The 16,774-nt window shown below is 65.3% G+C and carries 10 protein-coding genes; 5 read left to right on the plus strand and 5 right to left on the minus strand.

The window, feature by feature from the left end; all coding sequences use genetic code 11:
* From BR24_RS11480 to BR24_RS11490, 3 genes are read right to left on the minus strand one after another with little or no spacing between them, the layout of a single operon-like run.
* Window positions 1-8,070, minus strand: coding sequence for a CHAT domain-containing protein (locus BR24_RS11480; protein WP_496541620.1), 8,070 nt, complete (start codon window positions 8,068-8,070; stop codon window positions 1-3).
* Window positions 8,070-8,651, minus strand: coding sequence for a DUF1318 domain-containing protein (locus tag BR24_RS11485; RefSeq protein ID WP_496541621.1), 582 nt, complete (start codon window positions 8,649-8,651; stop codon window positions 8,070-8,072). Before BR24_RS11485 ends, BR24_RS11480 begins: the two co-directional genes overlap by 1 nt.
* A 3-nt stretch (window positions 8,652-8,654) precedes the next feature.
* The gene (locus BR24_RS11490; protein WP_496541622.1) at window positions 8,655-11,696 is read right to left on the minus strand and encodes an AsmA family protein; all 3,042 of its coding nucleotides are present in this window, start codon (window positions 11,694-11,696) and stop codon (window positions 8,655-8,657) included.
* Between the two features lie 74 nt (window positions 11,697-11,770).
* Here BR24_RS11490 and BR24_RS11495 point away from each other — a divergent pair, with 74 nt between their 5' ends.
* Window positions 11,771-12,724, plus strand: a complete 954-nt coding sequence (locus BR24_RS11495; RefSeq protein ID WP_496541623.1) for a diguanylate cyclase domain-containing protein — start codon at window positions 11,771-11,773, stop codon at window positions 12,722-12,724.
* 12 nt (window positions 12,725-12,736) lie between these two features.
* Here BR24_RS11495 and BR24_RS11500 read toward each other — a convergent pair whose 3' ends face one another.
* Both BR24_RS11500 and BR24_RS11505 read right to left on the minus strand, forming a co-directional pair.
* Window positions 12,737-13,480 carry a UPF0280 family protein gene (locus BR24_RS11500; protein WP_496541624.1) on the minus strand — a complete coding sequence of 248 codons (744 nt, stop codon included), beginning with the start codon at window positions 13,478-13,480 and terminating at the stop codon, window positions 12,737-12,739.
* Window positions 13,481-13,482: 2 nt separating this feature from the next.
* Window positions 13,483-14,136, minus strand: coding sequence for a lactate utilization protein (locus BR24_RS11505; RefSeq protein WP_496541625.1), 654 nt, complete (start codon window positions 14,134-14,136; stop codon window positions 13,483-13,485).
* 222 nt (window positions 14,137-14,358) lie between these two features.
* On the opposite strand from BR24_RS11505, the gene rpmH reads away from it, so the two are divergent.
* The 4 genes from rpmH to yidC are packed head-to-tail and all read left to right on the plus strand — an operon-like array spanning window position 14,359 to window position 16,769.
* On the plus strand, window positions 14,359-14,493 hold the full coding sequence (gene rpmH / locus BR24_RS11510; RefSeq protein WP_018123721.1) for a 50S ribosomal protein L34: 135 nt from the start codon (window positions 14,359-14,361) through the stop codon (window positions 14,491-14,493).
* Window positions 14,481-14,864, plus strand: a complete 384-nt coding sequence (gene rnpA, locus BR24_RS11515; RefSeq protein ID WP_496541731.1) for a ribonuclease P protein component — start codon at window positions 14,481-14,483, stop codon at window positions 14,862-14,864. Before rpmH ends, rnpA begins: the two co-directional genes overlap by 13 nt.
* Window positions 14,864-15,109, plus strand: coding sequence for a membrane protein insertion efficiency factor YidD (yidD, locus tag BR24_RS11520; protein WP_018123719.1), 246 nt, complete (start codon window positions 14,864-14,866; stop codon window positions 15,107-15,109). Before rnpA ends, yidD begins: the two co-directional genes overlap by 1 nt.
* A gap of 4 nt (window positions 15,110-15,113) precedes the next feature.
* Entirely contained in the window at window positions 15,114-16,769 is a 1,656-nt protein-coding gene (yidC, locus tag BR24_RS11525; RefSeq protein WP_496541626.1) for a membrane protein insertase YidC, read from the plus strand.
* Window positions 16,770-16,774: the final 5 nt, after the last annotated feature.

The raw sequence follows: 16,774 nt of genomic DNA on the forward strand, positions 1-16,774 counted from the left end.
TCAGCGGTGATCGCCCGTGAGCGTGAAAGCGGCCCAGTAGCCGGGGTGCGGATACCGCTGACGGACATGCAGCATGGCCCGGCGCATGGCCTCGGACTTGGTCATGGTTTCGAGATTTCTGTAGAAGCTCTTCATGAGCATGGCGGAGGCGACGTCGCTCACGCGCCACAGGCTGGCGGCCAGCACATGAGTCCCGGCAAAGATGAAGGCCCGGTTCAGCCCGGTCACATCGTCCCCCGCCGAGACCGCGGACAATCCGGTCTGGCAGGCCGAGAGCACCACCAGATCGGCGGGCGTGCTCACCCCGAAGACCTCGGACGCGCTCAAATCGCCGTCTCCGCCCTGTCCGGGCGCGAGCCGAACCGTGGATAGCAGGGGATTCTCGCGGTCGAATTCGCCGTGAGCCGCGATGTGCACGATGCGGCTGCGACCCATGTCGCGGAGCACCTCCGGCTTGGCGGCCTCGCTACCGGTGAGCAGAGTGGCGTCCGGGAAATTGAAAGCCACCGCCCGGCCCTCCTTGCGCGCAAAGGGCAGCTCCAGCGCGGCGTCACCCAGATCGGGATCCGCGGCGATGAGCACTTCTCCCGCGCCCCTGCCCCGCCGCTTGAGCGTGTAGGCCATGACCGAGGCGCTCGGAACCCGGAACAGGGCGTGGCGGTCCACGAAATACTCGTCCCCGTCATCCAGCCCGGCGAAGGAGAGGTGATGCAGCACGCCGTGCGGCACGATGCCCACCGTCCCACCGGGAAGATCAGGCCTGCCGAGCAGCCGGTCATACAGACTGCGTGCAAGCCGGTCCTCCGGTTCCAGATTTTGCAGGGCGCGACGATAGTCAAGAATATCCTCGCCGAGCTGCGCGCGGTCGGCGGGCGTGCGGTGCAGGGTGAAGCCTTCCGGACGCACCACCCAGCAGAGGATTTCGTCATCCAGCAGATAGTAGACCAGAAGCGACACACCCTCGTCGAGCAGCTCGGAGACTTCGGCCAGATGCAGGGCGTCGGCCTCCACGATGTTGGCAAGCTCGGGGTTCTCATCTCTGGCCCGCAACAGCAGATCGGAATAGCGATCCTCGAGCAGCGCCAGATTCCGCGCATACACCTCCTGCTCGGCTTCCAGTTCGCTGCGTCCCAGCAGGGCCCGCTGTTCGCGGATGCGATCCCTGAGTGCCGTCAGAGAATTGTACAGCTTTGTGCCGAGCTCGTCGCGCATGCGGCGCGGCCCGTTTCCGAGCATCTCCACCAGGCTGCGGGCGCGTGAGCGCTCGGCCGCATGGAACGCGTCTCTCGGCCTGTCGAGGTCGGCCAGCACGCGCACCAAATCTTCATACGGCTCCATCCGGCCCACCGAAAAGCCGTCCCGCAGCTCCTGCATGGACACGGCGGCCCGCAACCCTTCGATGACTTCCACGGCTTCGCTGAACAGACCACGGGCGCGTTCAAGCTCGCCGTCGGCACGAGCCACGGAACCCAATCCGTGCAGCGCGCGCCAGCGCACTTCGGGCAACCCCACTTCCTGCGCCACAGTCCGCGCCGCCTCAAAGAGTTCTGCGGCCTCATCGCCGCTTCCCTGCTCCAGACGCACCGAGCCCATGACCACGAGCACCTTGGCCTCGTTGATACGGTTGCCGATGCGTCGCGTCAGCGCGAGCGCCTCTTCCAGAAGCGGCCATGCCGCCTCGGGGTCGCCCTTCTCCAGCATGGTGCGGGCCATGTTGCGCAGGGCATAGGCCTGTCCCCAGCGGGACCCGGCGCGACGATCCATGGCGAGGGCCTTCTCCAGCCGCTTCATGGACTCGTCAAGCCTTCCGGCCTCGCGCAGCACCAACCCCTGATTGTTCAGGATCGACGCGGCAATGTCCGTGCGGTTCTCCAGCTTGGCCGAAAGCCTGTAGGCCTCGTCCAGCTCGCGCAATGACCGCTCAACGTCGCCAAGCGTCCAGTGCAGCAGACCGGAGGTGTTGACGGCGAGGGTTTCCAGCATCAGGTCACCGGAGTCCCGCGCCTGTGCCAACACTTTGGCCAGAATATCGAAAGCGTCCTGATATCTTGCCGCAAACCACGCGTTATTGGCCCGCTCAAGATCAATGCGCGCCGCAAGCGCCGGGTCGTCGGTCAGCTCCAGCGCCCGGGCATACCGTTCCTGCGCGGCCTGCAGACTGCCCATGAGCCTGTCACAGCGGCCGATATCGAGCAGATCCTGTGCGGCCGCGCGGTCATCGCCCATGAGCTGATGAATTTCAAATGCCTTTTCGTACTGCCGCTTGGCGCGAACGTACTCATCGAGACGCAGGTCCAATATGCGCCCCATGTTGGAATGCTGGCGCGCCAAAAGCATGTCGCGACCGGCTTCGTCCGCAAGCTCTGCTGCGGTTTCGAACTTGCCCAGCGCCGCCGGGAAATTCACGGACTGTTCAAGCACGTTGCCGAACTGGGCAAGGGCCTCGGCATGCTCCTCAAGTGTTCCGGTCTCGGACAGGATGGCAGTACCCCGCTCCAGAGCCGGAACCGCCTCGCCGAAACGTCCGGACGCCGCCAGAAGCACGCCGTACTTGATCAGGGCGTCGCCGTGGCGCGGGCTGTCCGGCGCGGATTCCGCGAGGATGTCCACCAGCCTGCTTCCGAAACGGGCGGCCTCGTCATAACGCTGGGCCCGGTAGGCGGCCTCGCGGGCGAAAGACAGAGCCGCAGGAAGGTTGGAACGATACTGCGGAGTCTCGTCGATGATGGCCACGGCATCGGCAAATGATGCCAGCGCGGCCTCGTTGTTGCCGGAACGAAAATTCTCCTGCCCCTGCGTCACCAGTGTCCGCAGGCGGTCGCGCGCCAGCGCGGCGTCCTGCTCCGGCGTCAGGCCGGGATGCCCGAAAAGCGTTCCGCCGGACGAAGCCCCCTCGGGAGATGCCTCCGGCAGCGCGGCCAGATAGTCCTGCACTGAACCGGAATACATGGACGGCAGGCCATAGAGCGAGAAGAGATGCGCCATGGCATAGGCGTCTCCATCCGCAAGCGGCGCAAAGGCCGCCGAGGACAGGGACACGCCGTCGCGCGCATAGCCCGCCAGCGGAAGCCGCACCCCTTTGTTCATGGCCACCGGTTCCGGCTTCGCCCGCAGCCCCGGCCGCGCCGGAGCGGAATCGCGCACGCCACTCGGAGCCGTGACAGCCAGCGTATGCGCGGCGGCCGTGCGGTTGTCTCCCACGCCGTCGAAGAACTCGGGGATCACGGGCTGCGGCCCCACGGTCAACAGACGTCTCCGAAACGGCTTGAGTCCGTCGGCGGCCCGCAGGAAGTGCGTGAGGCTCAGGGCTGCCGCCCGGCCACGGGGCAGTTCCGCCGCTGCCGGAGCCACCGCCACATCTTCGGCGCCCCACTGAGGGACGGACTCCAATGACTGGACCGAGACATCGTCGGCGGTCACGAGGAACGAAAGGACGCCGCCCGCCCCGTCGGGGAAAAGCATGCGGATTTTTAGCGGCTGCGCCGGGGAGAACTGCACGTCCGCGACCTCCGCCGCACGCGGCAGGAACAGCTCGAGGGCTCCCGCGTTATCGTCGAACAGGGTCTCCTCAAGCGCCATTTCCACTGCGCTGTGATAGCTGTCGCGCGCCGCAGCGACCTTTGCCGCGACCTCGCCTCCCGGATTGCGCACGGCTTCCTCGGCCGCTCGGGTCAGGGCTTCATCAAGCCCCGTCAGCACGGTCAGCCAGCTGCGTTCGGTGCGGCTGCGCGCCAACAGCGCTACTCCGGGCAGGCGGTCGGCGTCCTCACCCAGTACCTTTTGCAAAATTTCTCGCTCCTGCTCCAGCAGTTCACGGGTCCGTCCTTCGGACTCCGCTTCCTGCTGTGCGAGCAACGAGCGTATCCGCAGCAGACGCGGCGCGGTCCGCACGAGGATATCCGCCTCGGCATCGGGAATCCGGGCATGAAACATCGGCCCCATGCGGTTCACGCGCTCAAGTTCCAGAATCCGTTCCGCAAGGTTGAGGGCATCTTCGGTGCGCCCCTCGTCCACCATATTCGCCACCATGGGAGCGAAGGTGGAGACAATTTCTCCCGCCCCGCACCCGAGACCGGACATGGGAACATCGCGGAGCGTGTCGAGCGCGACCTCAAGCTGCCCGAGCCCCGCCAAAGCGCGCCACTCGAAACGCGGCAACAGGCCCTTGCGGGAGACCTCCAGCGCGGCCCTGAAGAATGGTTTCGGGGCTGCCCCTGTCATGCGAGCCAGCCGCGCGCGGTTCAGCTCCGCCGCCGCCCGCAGGGAGAGCGCGGCGCGGTCGGGGCGCTGGATACCGTCAAGGCGATCCGTCGCCCGCAGCAGGTGACCTCCCGCATCGGCGAGCATGGCGGCGCGAAGGACCGCGTCCTGCAAGGAGTCCCCGCGCGGCGCGAGGCCCATGAGCATGGCGGCAAGCGTGTTGCGGCACTCGGCCTCTTCCGTGGCAAAGGCGCGTTGCAGGAGCCGTCCGGCCCGGCGCGTCAGCCGGTGCAGACGGTGCAGTCCGCCAATGCGCGATTCGCCGCGCACTTCGGCCAGGCAGTGCGCCATATTCATGAGGTTGACCATGGCCCCGGGACGACTCCCGGCGCGGATTGCCAGCTCGGTCGAACGGGCGAAGCGCTCGAAGGCCCGCTGCGACTGGTCCGAAGCGTTGTCCAGCAGGGCGGCCCGATGCTCCAGCACCGAGACCTCATACGTATCTCCCTGCTCCACGGCCCCGGAAGCCGCCTCGAGCTGCGGGGCGTAAAAATCGGCGGCCTCCCCCAGCCTGCCGCGTTCAAGGGCGATGCGCGCCAGAAACGTCTCGCAGATGCGGACTTCCTGCGCTGCCGAGAACCCCTGCGAGGCGCGCGTGGCCATGGCCTCGTCGGGCGAAGTGCTAATATTGATCGATATGAGCGCGCCGCCTTCCTTTTCACGCTTCGGCACACCGTGCTGTTTCACCAAATTGCGCGCCGTGCGGAAAAGCGCTGCCGACTCGTCAAGCAGCCGCTCACGCTCGCGCCCGGTGAATTCCCCGGCGTGTCGGAAGGCGTTGTACGCCGCGGCGCGGGTGAGCATGCCGTAATTCCGGACAACCCCGATGCGCCGGTTGACCTCAAGCGTAGCCTCGAAAGCGTCGCGGGCCTCGGCAAACCTGCCCGCATCCTGCAGGGCGAGGGCCAGCCGGTTGGCAAGCTCGGCCTCGGCTTCGGCCATGCGCAGCGGCTCCTCAAGAGATGTCATCGCCTGAGCGTGCAGGTGCTCAAACACGGCTCCCACGGAAGCATCCGGGGCGAGCGTCGCAGCGGCCCGCATCAGCTCGCCCTCCCGCTCCAGCAGGTCGGCGACCGCGTCCCGATACGCATACCACTGCGGCGAAGGCGGCGGGCCGGCCACGTCCTGCCCGGCATCGACCAGCGCCCGATCAATTTCGGCCTGACGGCGAGCCAGAGGCGTCGCCTTCTCCTTCAGCGAGGCGTCCTCCATGGCGGGACGCAACGCTCGGGCGCGCACGGCCTCGGACAGCTTGCCGAAGGCCTTGGAAGGCGCAAGGGGCGCGGTGCGCTGTCGGACCATGGTCAACGCCCTGCGGAACACTTCGACGGTGAGCCGGGGATCGTCCACGCGGAAGGCGGCCATGCCCAGATGGCGGTAGAACAGCAGCTCCGTATCCGGCGAGACGAACGGCTCGCCCGACTCCATGCGCTGCACGAAAAAACGGTACGCAGCGAGACTGCGGCCCAGAGCGAGGTTCACGTTGCCGAGGTTCAGGGCCGCGTCGGCCCTGTCCGCGCTGCCCTCCGGGGACAGGAACCATGCTCTTTCATATGCGGCGAGGGCGCGTTCATACCCGCCCTGCTCGCCGTAGGCCTTTTCCAGCGCCTCCTCCACATATCCGAGGGTCAGAAAGTTGTAGCGCGTGTTCCCGCCCAGCCGGATGCTCTGACGCAGGAGCTTCCGCGCCTCCCGAAGGGCCGGTGCGGTTTCGCGGTAGGAAACGGCAAGCCCCAGATTGTAGGTCGCCACCGGATCGGCGGGATTCGTCGCGACGGCTTCGCGATAACGCGACACGGCCTGCTTCAGTTCGCCGGATGCCGCGGCCGCGCGAATCCAGCCGCGATGCCCGGGCAGATAGGAGGCGTCGAAGCGAATGAGGTCGGCGAAAAGGCTGCTTGCCGCCCGGACCTCGCCGCGCCTCAGCAGGTCCTTGCCCGCGGCCGAGGTCTTCTCCAGATACGCCCGCCGCGCGAGACGATAGACATCGTCCTCCACGGCTCCCGGACCGAGCGCGCCTTCGTAGAGGTCCACCGCGTCCGCGTAACGGGCTTCGCGGTAAAGCAGCTCCGCGAGGGCCAGACGCGCGGCGGCGGCCGGTCGTCCGGATTCGGGATAGTCGGTCAACACCTGCCGGTAGACGCTTCTGGCGCCGGGTGTCTCGCCGCGTTTCAGCAACAGGTCTCCCACGCGATTGAGCGCGGCGGCGGCAAGGTAAGGCGTTCGCCCTTCACGGCGCTGGGCAAACAGCGTCAGGCGCTCGGTGGCGGACTCCGCGGGACCCTGAGCCTCCACAACATCCAGAACCCGTCTGGTGGCGACAGCAGCTTCGGCGGATTCAGGAAATCTCCGAACCACATTGACATAGGAATCCACCGCTGCCGAAGGCGTGAACTGGCGCACCAGCGCGGCTTCCAGCAGCGCGGCCTCGGCTCGAACGCCGGGACGCGCGGTTTCGGAATTGGCAGCCCTCCCGGCGAGGCGCAGCGCGTCGCGAAGCTGGACCGCACCGCTGCCGTAGCGATGCAACAGGGAGGCCGCCAGCAGGTCGGATACCGGCGAAGGCTTTCCGGACGCTCTCCGAACAGCGTCGATGCCATCGGCTAGCGCCGCCTGCCGCTGCACCGAACCGGAGATGTCCCGCACGGCCTTTATGTACGCGATCCGCGCTCCGGCTTCGTCGAAGAGGTCGTCTCGGCGCTCCGAGACCTGTGCGAAAGCCCTGACGGCTTCCTGCGCAAACCCTTCGTTCTGCAGCAGATTACCCAGCCGGATCATGGCGTAATCGCCCTCCCGGCTGCCGGGGAACCCGTCCTTGACCCGACGCAACGCCAAAGCGGCCAGCGGGAAATCTTCAGGGACAGCGTTCAATGCCCGCCGGGCAAGGGCCATCTGCCCGCCCGCATCATCGCCGAGCCGCACTTCTCCGGCTTCAGGCAGCCGGAACACATTGCTGCCGCCACCGGAAGCGGCCAGAAAATAGATGCTGCCACAAGCTGCTCCGGCACAGACCGAGGGAGCCTCTCCCCCACGCCCCGCCACGGTCAGCCGCGTCACCGCACCCGAGTCCGGGTTCAGCGACGCCAGCTGCGCACCGCGCTCACCTTCGCGAACAAAGAGAATGTCCCCGCCTTTCGTCCACGCCGGGTCTGACGCGCGCACGCCCTCCCGCGTCAGACGGCGAACCGCTTCCGTGCCGGTCTCGTAAAGAAACAGGGCTGCATCGTCCGCAGAGAGAAAAGCCACATGCCGTCCATCCGGTGAAATCACGGCCGAGCGCATGTCCTTTCGCGTGAAAACGGCTTGCGCCTCGCCGTCGGGAGTCAGTCGATTCAGCACCGTTTCCGGGTTGCCGGGGGTTCTGGAGAGAAACCAGACGGCTCCGTCCGGGCCGAAGGAGGGTGCGGAGTCCTCGGTCTCCGCTCCGGTCAGCCGACGCGGTTGCGGGCTCTGCTCGTCGGGTTTCAGAAGAAATATGTCTCCCTTGGCGTCGAGGGTGTCGGCGCGGTAGGCGATGGCGGTCCCGCCGGGGGAGAACGCAAGGTCCGAGTACCCTGCGGGCTCCGGAGCAAGCACGCGTGGCAGAGGGCCGGAAGGGTCCAAGGATGCGAGCGTCAGGCGGGTAAAGCCTGCATGGCGTACCGCAAGGACCAGCCGGGTCCCATCCGGGGAGAGGGCATAATCGGTCACGGCGGACGTGCTGAACGTCACCTGCCCGCGCTGCACATCCGATGGCGGAAGGGGCCGCTCCGCCCGTGCGGGCAGTGCGACGAAAAGAAGCAGGAACAGCGGCAGGAATCTTCGCAACATCACTTCACCGTCCATTGCCCGTCCGGGTCCTGTACGCGTTCGCCCGGAAGCGCGCGTCTGACATTGAGTCTGGCGAACACGGTACGGATTTCAGGGAAATCGGCCTCCGTGAAACGGTCATCCGTGCTGATCACGCGGCGCATGAGGATCATTCGCGAGGCATTGATCTCCGAGAGTACCGCGTCGAACTCGTCCTGCCCGTAGCCGGAAGCGAATCCGGCCAGATCCTCGGGCGCACCCTCGCGATTCATGGGGAAGCGGGCCAGCAGGCCGTCGTTGCCCTCGCCCACCCAGCCGAGGCGACGAAAGGCTTCGAGGTCGTCCGCGTGAAACGCCAGCGTCTGCACAGCGTCGAGGGCCTCCTGCCCGTCTGCGCTCAACTTCGGCGGACGCTCCACGTTGCCGAGCGGGTCCACGCCGCGCACCGAGGACGAGAGCATGGCACGCCGGGTCAGCGCGTTGTAGGAGCCGAGCACCTGCTTCTCCAGAGAGGTTCGCTCCCCGGCCACTTCCACGTTGACCTCGGCCAGCGTGCAGCCGCCCAAAAGCACGACAAGAAAAATCACCACGACACGTTTCATGATCTACCTCGCTGGCGAGTCGGCATGCCGCTTGGAGAAGCGGATTCCGTCATCTTCAAGAATTATGGCTGCGGCGCGCCAGAGCCGCGCCATTCGCCCCACCGAGCCGAGTGCTTCGGCGAACGGTTCCATCATATCACGCACCGGTAGGTCCGCAAGCGAAACCCGGCGCACGGGCGGCAGTTTCAGTCGGACGCCGAATGCCTCCACCTCGCCCTCCAGCGACAGGCGGCCGTTGCGCACCGTAATCACGAGGTTTCTCGGCCCGCCCATGGCAACCATGCGCCGCTGGGCAGCAATGGCGGGATCCGCCCCGTGCGGATCCATGGCCGCGAGCATGGCGTCCAGCGTGGACGGCCCGATTCGCGGAATGCGCGCCTCAAGCCCCACTTCCTCCAGAATGCGCCGCACGTCGGTCTGGACGGGCACCGTCATGCGCACCCGGCCGCTGACGCTTGCATCCCCGGCGGCCACCGGATCGTCCGGGGCCGCATCGAGCAGACGCGAGAAATCCAAGGATGTGAACACCGCCTCAAGCCGCGTATCGGGTTCCGGGCCGGAGTGCAGCAGCGCACTGCCGCGCACCGAGCCGCCGAGCAGGTCGAAGCCGAACCGCCTGAGGCCCGGAGTCGCCCCGAACTCCGGCACCAGCTCGCCATGACTCAGGGACAGGGGAACCGGAAGTTCGCTCATCTCAAGAACATCGAAATACATCTCCCCACTGCCCCGCGCGGAGGCGGCGTCGAAAGCCTCCGGCTTTTCGCCGCGTTCCAGCACCCTGCGGCTCAAACCTTTGTCTGCGGCCTGCGGCGGCAGCCCGTCCGTGACGAGCCGGAAGCTCCGGCGCAAGCGCGTCTCCCCGCGCAGGCCTTCAATACCGATCCCCCCGAACCGGCCGCCAAGCTCGTGCATGGACACGGTCAGCCCGCCTTCCAGCCTGTCGGCAGCCAGAAGGTCTGCCTCTGCGACCAGTTCAGCCTTGCCGGAGAGTTCGCTCCCGTTAAAGGCCGAAGAGCCGTCCAAAGCCACGCGGTGTCTCGTCCGGGCTGTAACCGTGGACAGCAGCGCCGAGAGCGGATCGCCCCCTCTTCGCAGCATCCGCGTCATGCCGCTGGCCGTGCCGCCGGAATCCACCTGAAGCGAATGCTCAGGCAGCTCGGTGCGCACGTTCCATTCCGCCTGATCCAGCTCCGTGACCACACCCGAGGCCCTGACACGGGCCGAGAACGGCAACGCGGCGCCGGAGACGTTCACGGGCAGCGAGAACCGGACGGCTTTCAGGCCGTCCCGCAGACGGATTTCAAGCGGAGCGGTGGAACTGAGCAGCGTGGCGGCGCGGGGAAGACGCACCTTGTCGAGCCCCATTCTCAACGTAAGGCTGCGGAGGAAGGCTGAAGCATCGAGGAGTCCGGATGCGGTCAGGGCTCCCTCAGGCAACCGGAGGACATCCGGGGCCGGCGCTTCGCCTTTGCCGTCAAGGACAAGGGTGATACGGCCAGAATCAGCGGGCAGTGAGAGGTATTCACCAAGAGTGTCCAGATCGAGCTCACCGCTGCCCGAGAACGAGAACCGACGCGCCACGGCTCCGGAAAGGTCGAGGCGCACGGCCCCGTCGTCCAGCGCCGCCTGCACCGAGACGTTCCGCACCGCAGGCATTGCGCTCAGGCCGCGCGCATCGATCCGCACACTGCCCGAGAGCGGCCGGGCAAACGCGGGGAGGCCGACCTCGCTCCCGCGCAGGCGCAGTCCCAGCACATCGGCCGCCGGGGCCGATTCGAGGCGCACCGCTGCCGAGTCCATTCTCCCGTCCACCGCGGCCGCCCGAAGATCACCCGGAAAACGCACCGCAGCGAGCGCGAACGCCAGCCCCTCCAGCGAGGCGGCCTTCGGTCCGTCAGCGTCGCCTTCCGCAATGAGCTCCCGCAGCTCCACGGAGCCGCTGGCGAGCTTCACTCCCTCGGGCACGAGCGGCGCGGCGAGGGTCATCAGCGTCGTAACATCCAGCCGCAGCCCGGATGCATTGGCCACCCAGCCCCCTGACGGATCGTACTGCGCCCGGAAAGCCGTTTCGACCCCCGGCAGGCGCAGACTTCCATCCTGCACCGCGAGCTCTCCCCGCTCATCCACGGACGCTTCGCACGAGAGTTCCACTTGATCCAGCTCCACGGGGAAAGGCAACTCGGGGCCGGACGCTCTCGCTCCCTGAAGCCCGGCCTGCACCCGAACCGTCACGCTCCGCTCCGGAATTGGACCGGACACGGACAGCCGCAGGCGGCCCGCAAGGGAAGGAAGTCCGGACGGCAGAAAAGGCGAGGCGAAATCCGTCAGTCGTCCAATATCCGACTCCAACGATGCAAGAAGCGAAGCGTCCCGGACCCCGGCGGAAAAAACGAGCCCCGGCAGCGAGGCTTCGACGGAGAGACGCTCCGGCAGCACTGATGCGGAGACTGCCACCGCTCCTTGCGGGCTCTCTGCCGTCAGCTCGACACCGGCTCGCTCCGACGCCCCCTCCACGTCGACTGCCAGCAGAGCCTCCGAGAGCTCGAATCGCCGTCCCGCGGCATCGAACTCCACGGCGGCTTCTTCCACTCGCGCATCGAGGGTGAGCCACGCTGGCACTCGAATCTGTTTCAGAATTGCGGGGACATCCGGTACCGCTTCAGCGCTCGCGGCGGCCTCTTCGGACTCCGCTCCTTCCGGCAACGCCGCCTTGAGCCGCACGCCCCGTCCCCGGACACCCGCACTCACCCTGCCCGACAGCAGGCCCATCCAATCGATTCGCACCGACAGCTCATCAAGAGCGAGCGAGCGCACCGGGGCCGGACCGTCGGCAGTGAACCCGCGAAGAGCGAGGCCGTCCGAATAGGAGAACCGCAGGCCCTCAAGCTCCATTCGCGCACCGGCGGCGCCGCCGGCAATCTCCACAGCCAGCTCTCTGCCTTTCTCCGTGTTCAGGGAGAATGGCACAATCGCCAGAAGGAGCAAAAGCCCGGCAGGCAGGAGAAGCCCCCACTTGAGCCATGGACGGATGCGGGAAGAAGCCACGTTATACCTTGAACCCGTTATATTATTTTCCAAATCTCTCGCGCAATCGTCGAATCGGTGGTAACCTTCAGGATATGCAGATACTTATCATTGACGATTCCGAGACTTCCCAATTGCTTCTGACTACCATACTCGGCAATGCCGGGTATTCCAATATCGTTTCGGCCTATTCTTACGAAGAGGCCCACCAGATACTTGATAACTGCCGGTCAAGGGAAGAATGTACCGACCTCGTCCTCATGGACATCAACATGCCCGGAGTGGACGGGATTCAGGCCACACGTCTGCTGAAGGCCGATTCGTCCACCGAAGACATTCCCATCATCGTCGTCACGGGTGTCGAAGACGAGATGCGGCTTCAGGCCGCATTTTCCGCCGGGGCGAACGATTATATCCAGAAACCCGTCAGCCGCGTCGAGCTTCAGGCCAGAGTCCGCTCCGCCCTCAAGCTGCGCGAGGAAATGCAGATGCGGCAGGCGCGCGAGAGGGAACTGGAAGACCTGAACGCCGAGCTGCTCAGGATTTCAAGCCTTGACGGGCTGACGGGGGTCGGCAACCGCCGCTGGTTCGACCAGCGCTTCGAAGAGGAGTGGAAGCGGGCGCGACGCGAACAGGCCCCTCTCTCCCTGCTGCTGATCGACATCGACGACTTCAAGCGGTTCAATGACTCCCGCGGGCATCTGGAAGGCGACAACTGTCTGCGGAAGGTGGCGGAGATACTGCAGCGCTCCGTCCGCCGCCCCGCAGACTTCGTGGCCCGCTACGGCGGCGAGGAGTTCGTCGTGGTGCTCCCGGACACGGACGCCTCAGGAGCGCGGGACATGGCCGGGATGATCTCGGAGCGTCTCAAGGGGGAATGCATCGAACACCCCGACTCGCCCACATCCGAGCACGTCACCGTGAGCATCGGCGTCGCAACGGCCACGCCCGACGGCTCTGCGGAGGGAGAGACCCTCATCCAGGCTGCCGACGGAGCGCTCTATCAGGCCAAGGCGAACGGCAGGAACCGCATCGAAAGCGCGGCCTGAAGCAAACGCCCGTCACACGGCCACCAGCTCCACATCACCCCACGCGGCCACCTGCCCGTCAACCTGCGCGAACACGCCCTCGAGCCCGTGGGCCGACAGACGCTCGGCCTCGGCCAGCAGGTCGTTGATCGAGTCCCTGTTGCGGAGCATGTTGCAGAGCGCCGTGGCCGCCGCGTCCGCGAGCGCCCCGCTTTTCGCCGCCACGGTCACGAGGTCTCCGGCGCCGAGGCTCAGGGAGTGGCCGATGGTCGCGCTCGAGGAGCAGACGGACAGGGGAAAGCGTTCGGCCGCGAGCCTGATGCCCACGCTCGACCCGGAATCCGGGTCCGGCAGCAGCGCAACCACCCTGTCGCGGGTCGAATACATGAAAATATCCCCGCCGTTCTCCACAATGAAGTCGGGCGAACGGGAAGCGAACTCGCGGGCCACGAACTCGGCCACGGTCCCTGCCACCGCCGCCATGGGCCCCACGCCGCACGGGGCCGCTCCCGCCGCCATGGCGCGGACGATCTCCGGGGCGGAGTCGGCCGGGTCCAGCGGCGCGAGCGATTCCGCAAACTCGGGATGAAAGAGAATGTGGTTCTTGATGGCCCCGCGCAGCCCGGAGACCACCCCCGCGACGTCGCGGGAGAGGTCCTCACGGGCCACGACCAGCAGGTCGGTCTGCTCCACCGCCACCTGAAAACGGACCTCGCTGCCCGAGGGGGCGACGGAGTCCCGGTACCTGCGGTTGGGGTCGGAATGAATCCGCTTCACTGCTAGAATCCGAGGTCTTCGTTCACGAGGATGACGTGGATGCGCCCCTTGGGGAAGCACTTTTCCTGAATCGTCCACGTGTTGCAGATGCGCTCGGGGCTGTCGCAGTCGTGACAGACGCCGGTCTTGCGACAGGGGGTCTTCATGTCCAGCCGCATGGCGTTGACAGGCGCGGAGTAGTCCTTGATGCGCTGCATGGCCTCCTCGAGTCCGGGAACCAGCTTGTTCCTTCCGCAGACCACGACCACGTTGCGCGGGCCAAAGGTCATGGCGGCCACCCGGTTTCCGATCATGTCGAGGTTCACCAGCCAGCCGTTCTCTGTCAGGGCGTTGGTGCCGGTGAAGTAGACATCGCAGTCGAGGGATTCGCGCCTGCGCTGAATCTTGGCTTCGCCCTCAAGGCTCTTGTCGTAGGTGTCGATGATCTCGAAGTCGCCTGCGTCGCGGATGGCGTGATAGAGCCCCGTGGACGTGAAAGACAGGGAGCCACCCCAGGAAACAGTCCCGGGCGCGAGCGACGGCAGCAGTTCGTCCCGTATCAGGGAAGCGGCCTCCTCCTTCGACTCGACGATCTTGGCATCGAAACCGTTCTTCTCGAGCGCGCCCGCGGCGGCGACCAGTTTGAGATTCCAGTAGATCTGTGTAGGATTATCCATGATTCCTCCTGCCGGGAGGGCATCCCGGTTTATTTTTTTCTTATCGTAATAAATACGGACTTGACTCTTTCCAGTATGTACAGCAAAAGCCGAACGGACGAAAGGCTCGGCGCGGACCGGGACGGAGAGCGAAGAACCCCTTGACGAGCGGGCTTCTTCTCGCTATATGCAACCGTTCGACGCCATAGGAACAGACACCATCATTTTAGGAGATATACAACCATGAAACGCACTTATCAGCCCAGTAAGATCCGTCGCAAGCGTACCCACGGTTTCCTCGTGCGCTCCCGCACCAAAAACGGCCGCGCCACCATCCGTCGCCGCCGCGCGAAAGGACGCAAGAGATTAGGCATCTAACATGGCCGAGGCAGCGTCGGCTGCTGAAACGCCCCGAATATGTGAGATGTTTTGATCAGGGTAGAAAGCATTTCACTCGAAATTTCATACTTTTCGGGCTGCTGCAGCCGGACAGGCCCTCCTTCAGGGTGGGCCTGACGGTCAGCAGGAAAACGGGGCATGCAGTGACGCGCAACCGCGTTAAACGAGTGTTGCGCGAGTTTTTCAGGCTGCATCAGGACAGGGTGGACCTCCCGCTCGACATCGTCGTGGTCCCCAAAAGAAATCTCGATCCGGAACGCCTGAACCTTGCCCTCGCCACGGATGAACTCCTGCCCGCGCTGAAACACCTGCAGCGCAAGGCGGCAGAGAGTTCCGCAGAGAGGACGTGATGCGCTACATCTTTCTGGCGCTCATCCGTTTTTACCAGATCTGCATCTCCCCCCTTCTTCCCGGCTCCTGCCGGTTTCTTCCATCGTGCTCCGAGTACGCCCGGGAAGCATTCATCGTGCACGGCGCCTTCAAGGGGCTGCTGCTGACGTCGTGGCGTCTGCTGCGCTGTCAGCCCCTGTGCAAGGGGGGCTATGACCCCGTCCCCGCCCAATGGCCCGTTCTGAACCACAAAGCGAGACAGTAAACAAATGGACAACAAACGATTCATACTTGCTCTGGCACTTTCCTTCGCCGTCTTCGTCGGCTGGCAGATGCTTTTCCCCCAGCCCGCGCCCAAGAGCAACGCTCCCGTGCAGGAACAGGCTCAACAGCAGCAGGCGCAGGGCGAAGCCCCGGCCCCCATCAACCCGCTCGCCGGTAAGGACGGGCAGCAGGGCTCTCCCTCCCCGCAGGACTTCGTGCCTACCGCAGGCAAGGACATCCACGTGGAGACCCCGCTCTTTCGCGCCACCTTCAACACTTCCGGCGGCGTTCTGGAGCGTTTCGTCCTCCGCAACTACCACGAAGGCATCGATGCCGACTCCATGCCGGTGGACCTCATTGGCGCCAAGTCCGTGTCCAAGGGCCCGCTGGGTGTCATCATCCGCAGGCGCGGCTCCGAAAACCACACGTGGCTCAACGGCAAATGGGCGTATGAGGGTGCCGAACAGATTTCCATCGACAAGGGTGAAAAGCACGTCCTGACCTTCAAGGGACGCGCGGCAGGTTTCGAACTGGAACGCCGCCTGACCATTCACTCCGACAGCTACCTCATCACCGAGGCGCTGACCATGGTGAACCTCGAGGAGCGCGGCACCGAGGCAGGGGTAGCGTTCACCGCAGCGGCCAAGTCCATGACCGCCGAGGACAACCAGTACAACCCCACGCGCATCGCGTGGCTGGTCAATGACGGCCGAGACGAGGAAGACGACCGCGAGACCCTTCAGGAAGAGGGCGTCTCCGCAGCGGGCGGCCTGAAGTGGGGCGCCATTGAGTCGAACTACTTCATCATGTCCATCGTCCCGGAGAATCCGGATGCGTCGCTGTTCGCCAGCGTGCAGAACGGAATCTTCCGCATGGCGGTGGATCAGTCCGACACCTTCCAGCCGGGCATGAGCAAGACGCTCGAGACCTCCTACTACCTGGGACCGGCGGACCGCGGCCTGCTCGCCGGCATGCCGAACGATCTGGACCAGGCAGTCAACTTCGGCTGGTTCGACCCGCTCGCGAAACCCATGCTCATGGCGCTGGTCTTCTTCAACCAGTACGTCAACAACTACGGTCTGGCCATCATCATCCTGACCATCATCATCAAGGTAATCTTCTGGCCCCTTTCCCAGAAGAGCTACAAGAGCATGGACAAGATGAAGCAGCTGCAGCCCATGATCCAGAAGCTGCGCGAAAAATACGGTGACGACAAACAGCGCCTCAATCAGGAGACCATGGCTCTGTACAAGACGTACAAGGTCAATCCGGCCAGCGGGTGTCTGCCCATGCTTGTTCAGATTCCCGTCTTCTTCGGTCTCTACAAGGCGCTGCTTGGGGCGATCGAACTGAGACACGCTCCATTCATCGAGTACCTGCCCGGAACCGACATTGTGTGGCTTGCGGACCTGTCCGCCAAGGACCCGCTCTACATCACTCCCATCATCATGGGTGCCACCATGTTCCTCCAGCAGAAGATGACCCCCTCGACGGGCGATCCGACACAGCAGAAGATCATGATGTTCATGCCTCTGGTGTTCACGTTCCTCTTCCTGCAGTTCCCCGCCGGGCTGGTCGTCTACTGGCTGATGAACAACGTGCTCTCCATCGGGCAGCAGTGGCTCATCACGTCGAAAAGCAGCAAGAAGAAAGCGGCCTAGATTAC

It is taken from the genome of Pseudodesulfovibrio halophilus DSM 5663, assembly GCF_059568665.1.

Bases quoted from the DNA above. Each gene is read 5' to 3' on its own strand.
- yidD (WP_018123719.1), top strand. From the start codon at position 14,864: ATGCGCTACATCTTTCTGGCGCTCATCCGTTTTTACCAGATCTGCATC.
- BR24_RS11495 (WP_496541623.1), top strand. From the start codon at position 11,771: ATGCAGATACTTATCATTGACGATTCCGAGACTTCCCAATTGCTTCTG.
- yidC (WP_496541626.1), top strand. From the start codon at position 15,114: ATGGACAACAAACGATTCATACTTGCTCTGGCACTTTCCTTCGCCGTC.
- BR24_RS11485 (WP_496541621.1), bottom strand. From the start codon at position 8,651: ATGAAACGTGTCGTGGTGATTTTTCTTGTCGTGCTTTTGGGCGGCTGC.
- BR24_RS11480 (WP_496541620.1), bottom strand. From the start codon at position 8,070: ATGTTGCGAAGATTCCTGCCGCTGTTCCTGCTTCTTTTCGTCGCACTG.
- rpmH (WP_018123721.1), top strand. From the start codon at position 14,359: ATGAAACGCACTTATCAGCCCAGTAAGATCCGTCGCAAGCGTACCCAC.
- BR24_RS11505 (WP_496541625.1), bottom strand. From the start codon at position 14,136: ATGGATAATCCTACACAGATCTACTGGAATCTCAAACTGGTCGCCGCC.